The sequence below is a fragment of the Pseudomonas sp. B21_DOA genome (assembly GCA_030544685.1).
GTDB classification, from domain to species: Bacteria; Pseudomonadota; Gammaproteobacteria; order Pseudomonadales; family Pseudomonadaceae; genus Aquipseudomonas; species Aquipseudomonas fluorescens_AO.
Map to the genome: position 1 here is coordinate 1477778 of CP086683.1, position 17306 is coordinate 1495083.

Consider the following 17306-nt stretch of genomic DNA (forward strand, 5'->3'; position numbering starts at 1 on the left):
TGTAGGAGCTGCCGAAGGCTGCGATCTTTTACTGTTTCAACGCAATTTCATACTGATCGACTGCAGCTTCTTGCCATCGCGGTCATGGTAATTGACCCATATCTGATCAGCCTCAACGACGACATGCGCAAAATTGTCCTGACTCACCACGGCACTGGTCAACTCGTGCCGATAATCCCGCCTGCCGTGCGCACCAGCGGTTGATCGAGGATAAACGTCGAGGCTTTGGCATACGGCAACAGTTTGCTGTTGTGCAGCGGTGACGACACGAGGGTGTGCACTTCGAAATCGGTGTCTTCGCTGTGAGTCAAGCGACTGGTCAGCGAGCCATGGACATCGCCTGAGACGAACACCACGTTTTTGATCCGATGGGTACGAATGGTTTCCAGCAGGCGCAGACGCTGTTCGGGAAAAGCTTTCCAGGCATCGTCACCGTGAAGCTTGCGGTCGGGATAAAACATCACGCTGGTCACCACGAATTTCACCCGTGCCGGAGTGTGAATCAGCCATTCAAGCAGCGCTTGTTCCTGTTCGACGTCGAGAATGCGCCGATCGTCTTTCGACAGGTTGCGCTGGGTGCGACTGTCGGTAACGAACCAAGCGATATCGCTGTCGCCGAACTGATACCAGTAATGCTTCAAGCTGTCCCGGTCTATCTGGCCCTTGCCGTTACATGCATAAACCGGGCTGTGGCTGGCTTGATAAAGTTCATAAGCGGCCATGGCATTGCGATACAAGTCCTTGTCCGCATCTTTGGCATTGGCGGGCCAGTTATCTTCGATTTCATGATCGTCAAGCATCATGTAAGTCGATGTATTGGACATCAGTCGTTGAATATTCGGTTGCGAAAATGCCGTTCGATATTTCTTCAGAATGTCTTTGGCTTCGCGATCCGGTGCAATGATATTCAAGTCATCTACATAAACCTGGTCGCCGGTCATGATTACCGCACTGACCGGTAGATGACTGTTTTCGATCAGTTGATTGATCGAGCCAAAGATGCGGTCGCCCAGTTGCGGCAGGGAAGCGATGCCTGCGGTGATCCGCAGATAACGGCACGAACCGACGATAAAGCTGCGGGGCTGGTTGCCCTGCGCAGTTCGGGTGCGAAAGCGGTAGAGCTGACGCGGCCATTGCAATGGAAACTCGACCACCGTGTCGATGGTATGCACCGGGTTCATCGGACTTAGGCAACCGGCTTGATATTCGTATTCACAATCGGCATCGAGATCGTGCAATACCAGCACACCCGACATGTCATTAGCCGGATTCAAAAGTGCAAATACGCTGTTGGACCATTTTTCCGCACCGGCCTTGCGAGCGCGGACTCCGGCAAACACTCTTTTTCTGTCCTGCTGTTCGCCGCGAATGAAAATGCGTACTTCGTTAGTTGTGGTGTGGCCCACAATAGGGCCGATAGTCGGTTTGAACATGATCGATTCCGTTCGAGATTTTAATAAGATGAATTAAATAAGCGGAGCGCATTGAAGCAACTTTCCTGAGCAGAGGTTAGTTGGCCGGCGGCGGAAAATATTGGCGTTAAGTGGACCAGGCCTGTGGCCGATGTCAGCGCAGGTTGTAGGAAAGAGGCGCGATCCGGTTTATTTCAGGCAAAAAAAGCCCCGTCAATTGACGGGGTTGAGGTACGAGCGTGTGGCGCTCGAAAGGGTGCAGCAAACAGCCCTCCGTTGCCGGAGGGCCGTTTGGGTTACAGCAGGATGGTGCGGATGTCGCCCAACAGGCTGCCCAGACGCTGGGTGAAGCGTGCAGCTGCAGCGCCGTTGATCACACGGTGATCGTAGGACAGCGACAGTGGAAGCATCAGCTTCGGCTGGAAGGCTTTGCCGTCCCAGACTGGCTGGATGGTTGCCTTGGAAACACCGAGGATCGCCACTTCCGGCGCGTTGACGATTGGCGTGAAGCCGGTGCCGCCAATATGACCGAGGCTGGAAATGGTGAAGCAGGCGCCTTGCATCTCGTCCGAGGACAGCTTCTTGGTGCGGGCCTTTTCAGCCAGCGAAGCCGCTTCGGCCGCCAGTTGCAGCAGGCTCTTCTGGTCGACGTTCTTGATCACCGGCACCAGCAGGCCATCCGGAGTGTCGACGGCGAAGCCGATGTTCACGTATTTCTTGCGGATGATCGCCTTGCCGCTTGGCGCCAGCGAACTGTTGAAGTCCGGCAGCTCCTTGAGCAGGTGCGCGCAGGTCTTGAGCAGCAGCGGCAGGATGGTCAGCTTGACGCCAGCCTTCTCGGCCACGGCTTTTTGCGCTACACGGAAGGCTTCCAGCTCGGTGATGTCCGCCGAGTCGAATTGCGTCACGTGTGGCACGTTCAGCCAGCTGCGGTGCAGGTTGGCCGCGCCGACTTGCATCAGGCGGGTCATCGGCACTTCTTCGATTTCGCCGAAACGGCTGAAATCGACCACCGGGATCGGCGGGATGCCCGCGCCACCGGTAGCGCCGCCAGCAGCGGCCGGTGCTTCCTTGGCCTTCTGCATCATCGCCTTGACGTAAACCTGCACGTCCTCCTTGAGGATGCGACCATGCGGACCGCTGGCGCCAACGGCGCTCAGCTCGACGCCGAACTCACGAGCCAGTTGACGCACGGCAGGGCCGGCGTGAACCTTCGCGCCCGGCTTGGCCGGTGCGGCGGCTGGAGCGGCGGCAGGTGTAGCGGCAGCGGCAGCCGGAGCAGCAGCGGCAGGTGCCGGCGCGCTGGGTGCAGCCGGGGCAGCAGCAGGTGCCGCGCCTTTGACTTTGAGCTTGAGAATCAGGTCGCCAGTGCCGACTTCGTCATCCAGCTTGATCGAAACGCTTTCGACCACGCCAGCGGCAGGCGATGGAATTTCCATGCTGGCCTTGTCGGATTCCAGGGTGATCAGCGACTGGTCGGCTTCGACGGTGTCGCCGGCCTTGACCAGCACTTCGATGATCTTCGCCTTGCCGGCCGAACCGATGTCCGGCACGTGGATGTCCTGAACGCTGTCAGCGGCCGGTGCGGCCGGAGCAGCAGCCGGGGCTGGCGCAGCGGCAGCAGCAGGCGCAGCAGCCTGAGCCGGAGCGGCCGCAGCAGGGGCCGCAGCACCCGCCACTTCCAGATCCAGAATGAGATCGCCAGTGCCGACTTCGTCGTTGAGCTTGACGCTGATGGCCTTGACCACGCCAGCGGCAGGCGACGGGATTTCCATGCTCGCCTTGTCGGATTCCAGGGTGATCAGCGATTGATCAGCTTCGACGCTGTCGCCGACCTTGACCTGAATCTCGATGATCTGTGCCTTGCCCGACGAACCGATGTCCGGCACGTGCACTTGCTGTACCGAAGCGGCAGCAGGAGCAGCGGCAGGCGCGGCAGCAGCAGGGGCGGCAGCCGGTTTCTCTTCGGCTTTCGCAGCAGGTGCGGCGGCCGGCGCAGGGGCCGCTTCAGCAGCGCCCTCGACTTCCAGTTCGAGCAGTTCGTCGCCTTCTTTCAGACGGTCGCCCAGCTTCACTTTCAGGCTCTTGATGACGCCGGCTTTCGGGGCCGGCACTTCCATGCTGGCCTTGTCCGATTCCAGAGTCAGGATGCTCTGGTCGGCTTCGATGCGGTCGCCGACCTTCACAAACAGTTCAATTACTTCACCTTCACCGCTGCCGATGTCAGGTACGCGAATGAGTTCGCTCACAAAATGTCTCCTCAGCAGTCCAGTGGGTTGCGTTTTTCCGGGTCGATGCCGAACTTGACGATGGCCTCAGCCACGACTTTAGGTTCGATATCACCACGGTCAGCCAGTGCTTCCAGGGCTGCCAACACCACGAAATGACGGTCGACTTCGAAGAAATGACGCAGTTTCTTGCGGCTGTCGCTGCGGCCGAAACCGTCGGTGCCCAGGACTTTGAATTCCTTGGACGGTACCCACTGACGGATCTGCTCGGCGAACAGCTTCATGTAGTCGGTAGAGGCAATGACCGGACCTTTACGGCCGTTCAGGCACTCTTCGACGTAGCTCAGCTGAGGCTTCTGGCCAGGCTTGAGACGGTTGCTGCGTTCTACGGCCAGGCCGTCGCGACGCAGTTCGTTGAAGCTGGTAACGCTCCACACGTCAGCGCCGATGTTGAACTCTTCACGCAGGATCTTCGCCGCTTCACGCACTTCGCGCAGGATGGTACCGGAGCCCATCAGCTGAACGTGGTGCGCCGCATCGCGAGTGTCTTCCTCGAGCAGGTACATGCCTTTCTTGATGCCTTCTTCGGCACCGGCCGGCATGGCTGGCTGCTGGTACGACTCGTTCATCACGGTGATGTAGTAGAAGATGTCCTGTTGCTCTTCGGTCATCTTCTTCATGCCGTCCTGAATGATCACCGCCAGCTCGTAGCCGTAGGTCGGATCGTAGGTGCGGCAGTTCGGGATGGTCGCGGCCAGCAGGTGGCTGTGACCGTCTTCGTGCTGCAGACCTTCACCGTTCAGGGTGGTACGGCCGGCGGTGCCGCCGATCAGGAAGCCACGGGTACGGCTGTCGCCAGCGGCCCAGGCCAGGTCGCCGATACGCTGGAAGCCGAACATCGAGTAGAAGATGTAGAACGGCAGCATCGGCTGGTTGTGGCTGGAGTACGAAGTACCGGCAGCGATGAACGAGCTCATGGCGCCTGCTTCGTTGATGCCTTCTTCAAGGATCTGACCTTTCTGGTCTTCCTTGTAGAACATCACCTGGTCTTTATCGACTGGCTCGTAGAGCTGGCCGACGGAGGAGTAGATACCCAGCTGACGGAACATGCCTTCCATACCGAAGGTACGGGCTTCGTCCGGGATGATCGGGACGATGCGCGGACCGATTTCCTTGTCCTTGACCAGTTGCGCGAGGATCCGCACGAAGGCCATGGTGGTGGAAATTTCACGGTCGCCCGAGCCGTCGAGGATGGCTTTGAGGGTGTCCAGATCCGGAGTCGGTACGCTGAAGCTCTGCGCACGGCGTTGTGGCACGAAGCCGCCCAATGCAGCGCGACGCTCGGCCAGGTAGCGGCCTTCGGCACTGTTCGGCTCTGGCTTGAAGAACGGCAGGTTCTCCAGCTCTTCGTCCTTGACCGGGATATCGAAGCGATCGCGGAACAGCTTCAGGCTCTCGACGTCGACCTTCTTGGTGTTGTGCGCGGTGTTCTTCGCTTCGCCGGCACCGGTGCCATAACCCTTGATGGTCTTGGCGAGGATGACGGTCGGTTGTTCCTTGTGGTTGACCGCTTCGTGGTACGCCGCGTAGACCTTGTACGGGTCGTGGCCGCCACGGTTGAGTTTCCAGATCTCGTCGTCGGACAGATCGGCAACCATTGCCTTGAGTTCAGGCGTGTTGAAGAAGTGCTCGCGAACGAACGCGCCGTCTTTGGCTTTGTAGTTCTGGTATTCGCCGTCGATGACTTCGTCCATGCGACGCTGCAGGATGCCGTCGACGTCCTTGGCCAGCAATGGGTCCCAGAAACGGCCCCAGATGACTTTGGTTACGTTCCATTGTGCACCGCGGAACACGCCTTCGAGTTCCTGAATGATCTTGCCGTTGCCGCGAACCGGGCCGTCGAGGCGCTGCAGGTTGCAGTTGATGACGAAGATCAGGTTGTCCAGCTTCTCGCGGCCGGCCAGGGAGATCGCGCCCAGGGATTCCGGCTCGTCGCACTCGCCGTCGCCCAGGAAGCACCAGACCTTCTGTTTGCCCGGCTGGATGAAACCACGGTGCTCCAGGTACTTCATGAAGCGCGCCTGGTAGATCGCCTGGATCGGACCCAGACCCATCGATACGGTCGGGAACTGCCAGAAGTCAGGCATCAGCCAAGGGTGCGGATAGGACGACAGGCCTTGACCATCGACTTCCTGACGGAAGTTGTTCATCTGGTCTTCGGTGATGCGGCCTTCCATGAATGCGCGGGCGTAAACGCCTGGCGAGGTGTGGCCCTGGAAGTAGATCAGGTCGCCGCCGTGTTCGTCGGTCGGGGCCTGGAAGAAATAGTTGAAGCCGATGTCATACAGGGTCGCACTGGAAGCGAAGCTGGAGATGTGACCACCCAGGTCCGAATCTCGCAGGTTCGTGCGCATTACCATGGCCATCGCGTTCCAGCGTACCAGCGAGCGAATGCGGCGTTCCATGAACAGGTCGCCAGGCATGCGTGCTTCGTGGGTAACGGGGATCGTGTTGCGGTAAGGCGTGGTGATCGCGTAAGGGAGCTGCGAGCCGCTGCGGGTCGCGAGTTCGCCCATACGGGTCATCAGATAGTGAGCACGGTCTTCGCCTTCTTTGTCGAGAACCGATTCCAGGGCGTCCAGCCATTCCTGGGTTTCGACGGGATCGAGGTCTTGCATGGCTTGCTCCAGGGCGGAAAGGCTTCCAGAATCGGTTGCCTGAGTTTGCGACTGGCCTTGTGGGCAGACGATTTAAAATTCTTGGATTGCCGACAGGTTGTTCCGGCGGCGTGTAGTTTTACTACAAATCTTCCGGCATTTCAGCCTTTCGAATGTATAGACGAGTAGTAAAACTACAGATGAAAGGCTTGTGGCCTCCGACTGCGTTGTGAGAATAATCGTTAAGGCGGGTCGATTTCCATCCGAATAAGGTGAAAGTTTGATGCTGGATGCCAAAGAAGAACAAATTTCAGCTATTTCTAACTTTTGTTCGACAGTCCTTCACGTAGCGGGTTTTCATCATTCACTACAAGCGGCCCTTTATACGCCGATCAAGGATAGACCATGACCCTGCCCGTGCTTGCCGAACTGCCCGCCATTCTCCTGCCGTTGGTCAGCCGATCCGAGCAGTCGTTCCGTACGTCCGTCGCCGCCCTTGAAGACGATCACGGCCTGTCGAGCTGGACGCCGGAGCGCTGGGCGCAATTCGCCCGCGTCAGCGCTGCCAGCGAATTTGTCATTGAACAGAGCATTCGTGACCCTTTGATGTTGCTGGCGCTGGTGGCGTCCGGCGAACTCGATCGGCCCTTTGCGCCCGGCGAGTTGCGCGCACAGATCGCCGCCGCCGTGAACACCGCGCAGAGCGAAGACGAACTCGGCCGCGCCTTGCGTCGCCAACGCGCACGCCATCAGGTGCGGATCATCTGGCGCGACCTGACCCGCCAGGCCGATCTGGTGCAGACCTGCCGCGACCTCTCGGACATGGCCGACGCCACCATCGATCAGGCTTATCAATGGCTTTACAGCCGTCATTGCGAGCAATTCGGCACGCCGACCGGTCGGCGCAGTGGTGAGCCGCAGCAGATGGTCATCCTCGGCATGGGCAAGCTCGGCGCGGTCGAGCTGAATCTGTCTTCCGACATCGACCTGATCTTCGCCTACCCCGAAGGCGGCGAAACCGTCGGCGTGAAACGCTCGCTGGATAATCAGGAATTCTTCATCCGCCTCGGCCAGCGTCTGATCAAGGCACTCGACCCGATGACGGTCGACGGCTTTGTTTTCCGTGTCGACATGCGCCTGCGCCCATACGGATCGTCCGGTGCGCTGGTGCTCAGCTTCAACGCGCTGGAGCAGTATTACCAGGATCAGGGCCGCGACTGGGAACGCTACGCGATGATCAAGGCGCGGGTGGTGGCTGGCGATCAGGTGGCCGGCGCGCAGTTGCTCGATATGCTCCGGCCGTTCGTTTATAGGCGCTATCTGGACTTCTCGGCGATCGAAGCGCTGCGCACCATGAAGCAGTTGATCCAGCAGGAAGTGCGGCGCAAGGGCATGGCCGACAACATCAAGCTCGGTTCCGGCGGCATTCGTGAGGTCGAGTTCATCGCTCAGGCCTTTCAACTGATCCATGGTGGCCGCGACCTGAGCCTGCAACAGCGTCCTCTATTAAAGGTGCTGAGCACGCTGGAAGGGCAAGGCTATCTGCCGCCGGCGGTGGTCAGCGAATTGCGCGAGGGTTACGAGTTTCTGCGTTACACCGAACATGCCATTCAAGCGATTGCCGACCGCCAGACGCAGATGCTGCCGGACAGCGCTCAGGATCAGGCGCGGATAGCCTTCATGCTGGGCTTCGCCGATTGGTCGGCGTTCCATGAACAACTGATGTACTGGCGCGGGCGCGTGGCCTGGCATTTCGCCCAGGTGATCGCCGATCCCGATGAGGAAGAGGGCAGCGAAAGCGAAGTGGTGGTCGGTGGTGAGTGGCTGCCGCTGTGGGAGGAAGAACAGGACGAAGAGGCCGCGTGCCGGCAGTTGCAGGAAGGCGGTTTCGTCGATGCCGGCAAAGCCCTGAAAGCGCTGGCCGGTTTGCGCGGCAGTCCGCAACTGCGCGCGATGCAGCGGCTGGGACGCGAACGTCTGGATGCGTTCATTCCGCGACTGCTTGCGCAAGCAGTGGAGCATGACAATCCCGATCTGGTACTCGAGCGCGTGCTGCCGCTGGTGGAAGCGGTGGCGCGGCGCTCGGCGTATCTGGTGTTGCTCACGGAAAACCCCGGTGCGCTGCGCCGCCTGCTGACCCTGTGTGCGGCGAGCCCGTGGATTGCCGAGCAGATCACGCGCTTCCCGCTGCTGCTCGACGAATTGCTCAACGAAGGTCGGCTGTTCAAGCCGCCGCTGGCGCCGGAACTGGCGGCCGAGTTGCGCGAACGCCTGACGCGAATTCCCGAAGACGACCTCGAGCAGCAAATGGAAGCCCTGCGCCACTTCAAACTGGCGCACCGCTTGCGCGTCGCCGCCTCGGAAATTGCAGGCAGCCTGCCGCTGATGAAAGTCAGCGATTACCTGACCTGGCTGGCCGAAGCGATTCTCGAACAGGTGCTCGCCCTGGCCTGGCGGCAGACCGTGGCCAAGTACGGCACGCCGCTGCGCACCGACGGCACGCTGTGCGATCCCGGCTTCATCATTGTCGGTTATGGCAAAGTCGGCGGTATCGAACTGGGGCATGGTTCCGATCTGGATCTGGTGTTCATCCATGACGGCGATCCGCAGGCGGAAACCGATGGGCCGAAATCCATCGACGGCGCGCAGTTCTTCACGCGTCTGGGGCAGCGGATCATTCACCTGCTCACGGCGCAGACCAACTCCGGCCAGCTCTATGAAGTGGATATGCGCCTGCGTCCGTCCGGCGCTTCCGGGCTGCTGGTGAGTTCTCTCGGCGCGTTCGCTCGCTATCAGGAAAATGAAGCCTGGACGTGGGAGCATCAGGCTTTGGTGCGCGCGCGGGTGCTGGTGGGCAGCCAGGATGTTGGCCAGGCCTTCGAGAAAGTCCGCGCGCAGGTGCTGGGCAAGCCTCGGGATTTGGCCAAACTGCAGCAGGAAGTCAGCGAGATGCGTGCCAAGATGCGCGACAACCTCGGCACCCGCAGCACCGCGGCCGGCACGGCGGCGAATGCGTTCGACGCGGGCGTGCCGTTCGATCTCAAGCAGGACGCCGGAGGTATCGTCGATATTGAATTTATGGTGCAATACGCGGCCCTGGCGTGGTCACACAGCCATCCGCCACTGCTGCGCTGGACCGATAACATCCGCATTCTGGAAGAGCTGGAGCACGAAGGGCTGATGCCCGCCGAAGATGCCAGTCTGTTGCGCGAGGCCTACAAGGCCTACCGCTCCGCCGCCCACCGGCAGGCCTTGCAGAAGGACGCCGGGGTGATAGCCGGGGATCAGTTTGTCGAAGAGCGGCAACAGGTGTTGCGGATCTGGAAAGAGTTGGGGCTAAGCTGAACCACAGATGTATGGCCGGATGCAAAACCCTGTAGGAGTGAGCCTGCGCGCGATAGCGGAGTGACAGTCGACAGTCATGTTGAAGGAAATGACCCATCGCCAGCAGCGCCGCTTCCACAATGATTATCGAGGCGGGGAGGCGTAAATGCCTCCCCGGTTCGTTTTTGGAAACCACATGAATATTCTGATCGTTGGGCCCAGTTGGGTCGGTGACATGGTGATGGCGCAGACACTGTTTCAGTGTCTCAAACAGCGCCACCCGCAATGCGCAATCGACGTGCTGGCGCCCGAATGGAGCCGGCCGATCCTCGAACGCATGCCCGAAGTGCGCAAGGCCTTGAGCTTCCCGCTCGGCCACGGCGCGCTGGAACTGGCGACGCGTCGGCGCATCGGCAAATCCCTGCGCGGCCAGTACGATCAGGCGATCCTGCTGCCCAATTCGCTGAAATCGGCACTGGTGCCATTTTTTGCCGGCATCCCGAAACGTACCGGTTGGCGCGGCGAATTCCGCTATGGCCTGCTCAACGACGTGCGTACCCTCGACAAACAACGCTATCCGCTGATGATCGAGCGCTTCATGGCCTTGGCCTATGAAGCGAACGCTGAGTTGCCGAAGCCGTATCCGCGCCCGAGCCTGCAAATTGACCCGGTCACCCGCGAAGCCGCTTTGGCCAAATTCGGCCTGAGCCTCGATCGCCCGGTCCTGGCCCTGTGCCCTGGCGCCGAGTTCGGCGAATCCAAGCGCTGGCCGTCCGAGCACTACGCCAAGGTCGCCGAAGCGCGCATTCGCGAGGGCTGGCAGGTGTGGCTGTTCGGCTCGAAAAACGATCACGCGGTCGGCGAGGACATTCGTGCCCGGCTGATCCCGGGCCTGCGCGAAGAATCGGTCAACCTCAGCGGCGGCACTTCTTTGGCCGAGGCCATCGACCTGCTGTCCTGTGCTGATTCGGTTGTCTCTAACGATTCCGGCCTGATGCACGTCGCTGCGGCATTGAATCGCCCGCTGGTCGCGGTCTATGGCTCGACCTCGCCGGGCTTCACCCCGCCGCTGGCCGAGCAGGTCGAGATCGTGCGCCTGGGCATCGAATGCAGCCCTTGCTTCGATCGCACCTGCCGTTTTGGCCATTACAACTGCCTGCGTCAGCTGATGCCGGACGCGGTCAACGATGCCTTGCAGAAGTTGCAGGGCTCCGTGATCGAGGTTCATTAACTTGCGGGTATTGCTGATCAAGACTTCATCGCTGGGCGACGTGATTCACGCGTTGCCAGCGCTGACCGACGCCGCCCGCGCGATCCCGGGCATCAAGTTCGACTGGGTGGTGGAAGAAGGCTTCGCCGAGATTCCGAGCTGGCACCCGGCGGTCGATAAGGTAATTCCGGTGGCCATCCGCCGCTGGCGCAAGAATCTGTGGAACACCATCACCAGCGGCGAGTGGAAACGCTTCAAGCAAAGCGTGCGCGCGAATAAATACGACCTGGTGATCGACGCTCAAGGCTTGCTGAAAAGCGCCTGGCTGACCCGCTACGTCAAAGCCCCGGTGGCCGGCCTCGATAAAACCTCCGCTCGCGAGCCGATGGCTGCGCGCTTCTACAATCGCAAACTCGCTGTCGCCCGTGGCCAACATGCCGTCGAGCGCGTGCGCCAGTTGTTCGCCATCGCGCTGGGTTACGACTTGCCCAAAGGCCTCGGTGATTACGGCCTCAACGTCGAGCGGCTGGTCGAGTTGCCGCGCAAGAATGCCTACGTGGTGTTCCTCCACGGCACCACTTGGGACACCAAGCACTGGCCGGAAATCTACTGGCGCGAGCTGACCGAGCGGGTCGGCTACCTCGGCGTTGGCGTGAAGTTGCCGTGGGGCAACCCACAGGAAAAAGCCCGCGCCGAGCGCATCGCTGCCGGCTTCAAACATGCCGAAGTGCTGCCGAAGCTCAATCTGGCCGGCGTCGGCAAAGTTCTCGCCGGCGCGCAGGCTTGTGTGGCGGTGGACACCGGTCTCGGCCACTTGGCCGCTGCGCTGGACGTGCCGACCATTTCGCTGTTCGGCCCGACCAACCCGGGCCTGACTGGCGCCTACGGCAAGCTGCAGATTCATCTGGCCAGCGACTTCCCGTGCGCGCCCTGCATGCAGAAAAATGCACCTACCAACCGACCGAGCAGGATGCCCGTCAGTTTGACCTGAAACGCGAGCAGCCTTTGTGCTTCACGCGTGTAAATCCCGAGCGTGTCGCCAGCCGACTGAGCACGTTGTTGATGGCTGAGGAGCTGCGCTGATGCAATTGGCATTCGTCCTGTACAAATATTTCCCGTTCGGTGGCTTGCAGCGCGACTTCATGCGCATCGCCCTCGAATGCCAGAAGCGTGGCCATCAGATTCGCGTCTACACGCTGATCTGGGAAGGCGACGTACCGCCGGGTTTTGAAGTGCTGGTGGCGCCGGTCAAGGCGTTCTTCAATCACCGTCGCAACGAGAAACTCAGCGCGTGGATGGCAGCGGATCTGGCCAAACGTCCGGTCGATCGCCTGATCGGCTTCAACAAGATGCCGGGCCTGGACGTGTACTACGCGGCTGATGGCTGCTTCGAAGACAAGGCGCAGAACCTGCGCAACTCGCTGTATCGCCGCTGGGGCCGCTATCGCCACTTCGCCGAATACGAGCGCGCGGTGTTCGCCAAAGACGCGAAGACCGAAGTGCTGATGATTTCCGAAGTGCAGCAACCACTGTTCATCAAGCACTACGACACGCCGCTTGAGCGCTTCCATCTGCTGCCGCCGGGCATCGCCCAGGATCGTCGACGTCCGGCGAATGCTGATGAAATTCGCGCCGGTTTCCGCGCTGAATTCAATCTCAAGGACGACGAGCTGCTGCTGGTGCAGATCGGCTCCGGCTTCAAGACCAAGGGTGTCGATCGCAGCCTCAAAGCGCTGGCCGCACTGCCCGCCGAATTGCGCAAACGCACCCGGCTGTTTGTAATCGGCCAGGATGACCCCAAATTGTTCCAGATGCAGAGTGCGACGCTGGGCCTGGGTGACAACGTGACCTTTCTCAAAGGGCGCAGCGATATCCCGCGTTTTCTGCTCGGCGCCGACCTGTTGATTCACCCGGCCTACAACGAAAACACCGGTACCGTGCTGCTTGAAGCGTTGGTGGCCGGTTTGCCGGTGCTGGTCAGCGCGGTCTGCGGATACGCCCATTACATTGCCGAGGCCGACGCCGGGCGAGTGCTGGACGAGCCGTTCGAGCAGGCGCAGCTGACGCAATACCTTACCGAGATGTTGAGCAATGACGCTGCACGTGCGGCCTGGAGCCGCAACGGTCTGGCCTTCGCCGAGACGGCCGACCTCTACAGCATGCCGCAGCATGCGGCGGATGTGATTCTGGCGGAGCACGCTTAATGAAGTTGATGCTGGCTGAACCGTTCAAAAGCCTTTGGGCCGGACGCGACCCGTTCGCCGCAGTCGAAGGCTTGCAGGGCGAGGTATACCGCGAGCTGGAAGCACGCCGGACATTGCGCACGGAAGTCGACGGCCATGGCTTTTTCGTCAAGATCCACCGTGGCATCGGCTGGGGCGAAATCCTCAAGAACCTGCTGACCGCCAAGCTGCCGGTGCTCGGCGCCGGGCAAGAGTGGAAAGCCATTCAGCGCCTGCAGGAAGTCGGCGTGCCGACCATGACCGCCGTCGCCTACGGCGAGAAGGGCAGCAACCCGGCGGATCAGCATTCGTTCATCGTCACCGAAGAACTGGCGCCGACCATCAGCCTGGAAGACTTCAGCATCGACTGGGTCAAGCACCCCCGAGCCAACACTCAAGCGCGCATTGATTGCCGAAGTGGCGCGGATGACCGGCATGATGCACCGCGCCGGGGTCAACCACCGCGACTGCTACATCTGCCACTTCCTGCTGCACACCGACAAACCGGTGACGCCGCAGGATTTCAAACTCTCGGTGATCGATCTGCACCGTGCCCAGACCCGCGCGAAAATCACTCAGCGCTGGCGCAACAAGGATCTGGCGGCGCTGTATTTCTCCGCGCTGGACATCGGCCTGACTCGCCGCGACAAGCTGCGTTTCCTCAAGGGTTATTTCCAGCAACCGCTGCGGCAGATTCTGGCAGAAGAGGCGCCGCTGCTGAACTGGCTGCAAGGCAAGGCCGACAAGCTCTACGAACGCAAGCAGCGTTACGGGGATGCGCTCTGATGGCGGGCTGGACGCTTGAGCCGCAGTACAGCGAACTCGCCGAAGAGTTTGGCAGCCTCGACGCCGTATTTGCGTTGCAGGGTGAACGCCTGACTCGCGACCCGCTCTCGGAGGTCATTCGCGTGCAGCGCGCCGGCGTCAACTATTACGTCAAGCGCTACGTCGGCGCCGGTAAGGGCCTGCGTCGCTACCTCGGCAAGCCGCGGGTGAAGATGGAGTGGCAGAACCTCAAGCGCTTCGCCAAGTGGGGCATCCCTACCGCCGAAGTGGTCGCCTGGGGGCTGGAACGACGTGGTGCGGCTTATGATCGTGGCGCCATGATCACTCGCGAATTGCCCAACACTGAAGACCTCTCCGCGCTGGCCGAGCGCAAGGATCCCAAACTCAAGGATCGCGCCTGGGTCGACGGTGTCAGCCGGCAACTGGCCGGTTATACCCGGACCATGCATGATCACCGCTTTACCCATAACGACCTGAAATGGCGCAACCTGTTGATCGACGATCAGGCGCGTATCTTTCTCATCGACTGCCCCAACGGTGAGTTCTGGCGCGGCTTCTGGCTCAAGTACCGGATCACCAAGGACCTGGCCTGTCTCGACAAGCTGGCCAAATATCACCTGTCCAATACCCAACGCCTGCGTTTCTATAAGCAGTACCGCCAGTGCGATCGGCTCGATGGCGCCGACAAGAAACGGATTCGGCACGTGGTGAGATTTTTGAGGGACGTGAATGACTGATTTTATTGCCGAGCAGGACCGTGCGCTGCTGGAGCGCCACGGTCTCGGCACTTTCGACGCGCTGTGGGCCAAACAGCTGGAAGCGGTGGATGAGCCCAACACTTCTGGCGGCGGCTGGAGCAGCGTGTTCCGCCTGAACCTGGAAGGCCAGGGTTATTACCTCAAGCGCCAGAGCAACTATCTGACCCGCACCTTGCATGCACCGCTTGGCGAGCCGAGCTTTGCCCGCGAGTTCCGCAATATCAGCCGCTATCGCAAGCTTGGCATCCCGGCATTGCAGGCCGCGTTTTTCGGTGAGCGCAAGGTTGATGGGGAAGTGCGCGCCATTTTGCTGACCCGCGCACTGGACGGCTGGAGCGATCTGGATTCGTTGCTTGAACGCTGGGCTCAACTCAGTGCCGCGCAACATTCGGCGATTCTCAAGGCCTGCGGATTGCTGGCGCGGCGTCTGCACGGCATGCGTCAGGTGCATGGCTGTTTTTATCCCAAGCATATTTTTCTGCGCGCCACTGGCGACGGTTTCGAGGCGCAACTGATTGATCTGGAAAAGACCCGGCCGCTGCTGTTCGGCGCGCGTGATCGGGTCAGGGATCTGGAGCCGTTGCAGCGCCGTTCGCCGCAGTGGAGCGAGGCGGACTTGCGCCAGTTGCTCGCGGCCTATCTTGATCAGCCGACTGACAGTTCGCTGCTCGACCGCTGGCTCGATCGGCTGACGGCACGGCGCAGTCACAAGGAGACCCGCTGATGCGCTTGTCCGAACTGGCCCGATCCGGGCGCTCACCCTCGTTGCCGCTGACTGTGACTCTGGCGGATGCAGCCGGGGCTGCGGATTTGCAGTTGCTGAGCCTTTTGCGGGTGCTGCCCGGGCAGCGCTACGTCGGTGCCGGGGTATGGCGCGGTCGGCCGGTACTGGCCAAGTTGTTGGTCGGCAGCAAGGCTGCCCGGCATTTTCAGCGTGAGCTGGATGGCGTGCGGCTACTCGCTGCGCAGGGCCTGACCACGCCGCTGCTGTTGGCCGATGGGCTGGAAGACGGCGAGGGCGGCTGGCTGCTGTTTGAATTTCTCGAAGACGCCGAAAGCCTCGGTGATGCCTGGGCGAAGGTCGAGTCGCTGCCTGTGTTGGCCGATGAGCAAACCGCCGTGCTGGCTGAAGCGCTCGATGCCATCGGCAGGCTGCACCAGAGGGGCTCTGGCAGGAAGACTTGCACCTGGACAATCTGCTGCGTCACGGTGGCCAGCTGTATCTGATCGATGGTGCCGGAGTGCGTGCGGAAACGGCGGGGCAGCCATTGTCCCGGCAGAAAGTGCTGGAAAACCTCGGGGTGTTTTTCGCCCAGTTGCCCAAGTCACTGGAGCCGTTCACCGAAGAGTTGCTGGTCTATTACCTGTTGAGCAACAGCGAGCATGCGTTGCCGCTGGAGGCATTGCAAAAGCAGATCGACAAGGTCCGTAGCTGGCGCCTCAGAGATTATCTGATCAAGGTCGGCCGCGACTGCACCTTGTTCGCGGTTCACCGCGGCGCATTCGCCTTGCGCGCCATTCGCCGCGAAGAAGAAACCGCCATGCTGCCGGTGCTCGAACAGGCCGACGCCTTGCTTGATCGGGGGCATCTGTACAAGACCGGCGGCGCGGCCAGCGTCGGCCGAGTCGAGACAGGCGGCCGCACGCTGGTGATCAAGCGCTACAACATCAAGGGCTTTGCCCACTGGCTCAAGCGCTTCTGGCGCCCGAGTCGGGCCTGGCATTCGTGGCGCGAAGGCAATCGCCTGGCCTTCCTTGGTATCGCCACGCCGAAACCGCTGGCGGTACTGGAAAAGCGGTTTTGTGGCTGCGCCGCAGTGCCTATCTGGTCACGGAATTCCTGCCGGGGCCAGACATAATCGAGCGCTTCACGCCTTACGTGGAGAATGGCGAGGCACCAGAAGCCGAGTTGCAGGCACTGGATCAGCTGTTTGCCCGGTTGATTGCCGAGCGCATCAGTCATGGCGATTTCAAGGGCCACAACCTGTTCTGGCAGGCGGATCGCTGGGCTTTGATCGACCTCGACTCGATGTGCCAGCACGGCTCTGTCAGCAGCTTTGCCCCGGCCTACGCCCGGGATCGCGCGCGTTTCATGCGCAACTGGCCGCCAGGCAGTGCGTTGTACCGCGTCATTGATCAGCGCCTGCCGAAAGATGTCTCGAGCGCGGGGTGACTCCATTTCGTGAGCAGGCCGCTTCCGGCGAGGGACTCGGTCCCCTGCGGATCCGAGTCTGCGGGCAGTAACGGACAAAACACAGCGACTTGTCCTACAGCTTCTCCAGAAGCCATGAACTGTGCCCTGCTCGGCCTCGATGCTAATTTGCCTGTCGATTCTGGAGGGCGAATCTTGAGCATGAAAAAACTGGTGACGCTGGGCGTTCTTTCCTGGGTTCTCTCAGGCTGTGGCAGTGTCTCGACCGTATTGCAGGACGACGCCGATGCTGCCCGTGACTTGCGCAAGAAGAAGACCTACTGCCAATCGATTCCGCGCGTATACAGTGGCCTGGCCTTCGATTTTTGCACGTTGAATGCGCCGCCCGATCCGACGGGCATGCTGGCGCCCTTTGTGTTGCTTGATCTTCCGCTGTCCGCCGTGTTCGATACGCTGTCGCTGCCCTATACGATTTATCGCCAGGTCGCCGACTCAAACCTGAGTATTTACTGGCGCAGAGACGGCTATTGAGTCGTTCGGTCCGTTGAATCGGCCCA

General features: G+C 60.8%; 8 protein-coding genes and 4 pseudogenes. 9 read left to right on the forward strand and 3 right to left on the reverse strand.

Translation table 11 applies throughout. From position 1 onward, the window contains the following. Positions 1-36: 36 nt before the first annotated feature. The 3 genes and pseudogenes from LJU32_06870 to aceE all read right to left on the reverse strand — a co-directional run bounded on the left by LJU32_06870 (position 37) and on the right by aceE (position 6318). A pseudogene (locus LJU32_06870) lies at positions 37-1433 on the reverse strand (alkaline phosphatase family protein). A gap of 275 nt (positions 1434-1708) precedes the next feature. Beyond that, positions 1709-3661: a dihydrolipoyllysine-residue acetyltransferase gene (gene aceF / locus LJU32_06875; GenBank protein WKV89996.1), complete on the reverse strand. Its 1953-nt coding sequence runs from the start codon at positions 3659-3661 to the stop codon at positions 1709-1711. Between the two features lie 11 nt (positions 3662-3672). Next, entirely contained in the window at positions 3673-6318 is a 2646-nt protein-coding gene (gene aceE, locus LJU32_06880; protein WKV89997.1) for a pyruvate dehydrogenase (acetyl-transferring), homodimeric type, read from the reverse strand. Between the two features lie 384 nt (positions 6319-6702). Here aceE and glnE point away from each other — a divergent pair, with 384 nt between their 5' ends. The 9 genes and pseudogenes from glnE (at position 6703) to LJU32_06925 (ending at position 17280) form a co-directional block, all read left to right on the forward strand. After that, positions 6703-9642 (forward strand): bifunctional [glutamate--ammonia ligase]-adenylyl-L-tyrosine phosphorylase/[glutamate--ammonia-ligase] adenylyltransferase, encoded by a 2940-nt coding sequence (gene glnE, locus LJU32_06885; protein ID WKV89998.1) that lies wholly within the window; start codon positions 6703-6705, stop codon positions 9640-9642. A gap of 175 nt (positions 9643-9817) precedes the next feature. Beyond that, positions 9818-10852 carry a lipopolysaccharide heptosyltransferase II gene (gene waaF, locus LJU32_06890; protein ID WKV89999.1) on the forward strand — a complete coding sequence of 345 codons (1035 nt, stop codon included), beginning with the start codon at positions 9818-9820 and terminating at the stop codon, positions 10850-10852. Position 10853: 1 nt separating this feature from the next. Further along, positions 10854-11914: pseudogene (gene rfaC, locus LJU32_06895) on the forward strand (lipopolysaccharide heptosyltransferase RfaC). Continuing rightward, the gene (locus LJU32_06900; protein WKV90000.1) at positions 11914-13035 is read left to right on the forward strand and encodes a glycosyltransferase family 4 protein; all 1122 of its coding nucleotides are present in this window, start codon (positions 11914-11916) and stop codon (positions 13033-13035) included. Before rfaC ends, LJU32_06900 begins: the two are co-directional and overlap by 1 nt. After that, positions 13035-13839: pseudogene (gene rfaP, locus LJU32_06905) on the forward strand (lipopolysaccharide core heptose(I) kinase RfaP). Before LJU32_06900 ends, rfaP begins: the two are co-directional and overlap by 1 nt. Continuing rightward, positions 13839-14576 carry a heptose kinase gene (locus tag LJU32_06910; protein ID WKV90001.1) on the forward strand — a complete coding sequence of 246 codons (738 nt, stop codon included), beginning with the start codon at positions 13839-13841 and terminating at the stop codon, positions 14574-14576. The pseudogene rfaP and the gene LJU32_06910 overlap by 1 nt, the downstream one beginning before the upstream one ends. Further along, positions 14569-15321, forward strand: coding sequence for a lipopolysaccharide kinase InaA family protein (locus tag LJU32_06915; protein ID WKV90002.1), 753 nt, complete (start codon positions 14569-14571; stop codon positions 15319-15321). The genes LJU32_06910 and LJU32_06915 overlap by 8 nt, the downstream gene beginning before the upstream one ends. Continuing rightward, positions 15321-16770: pseudogene (locus LJU32_06920) on the forward strand (serine/threonine protein kinase). Before LJU32_06915 ends, LJU32_06920 begins: the two are co-directional and overlap by 1 nt. A gap of 174 nt (positions 16771-16944) precedes the next feature. Beyond that, positions 16945-17280: a YceK/YidQ family lipoprotein gene (locus tag LJU32_06925; GenBank protein WKV90003.1), complete on the forward strand. Its 336-nt coding sequence runs from the start codon at positions 16945-16947 to the stop codon at positions 17278-17280. The last annotated feature ends 26 nt before the right edge of the window (positions 17281-17306 follow it).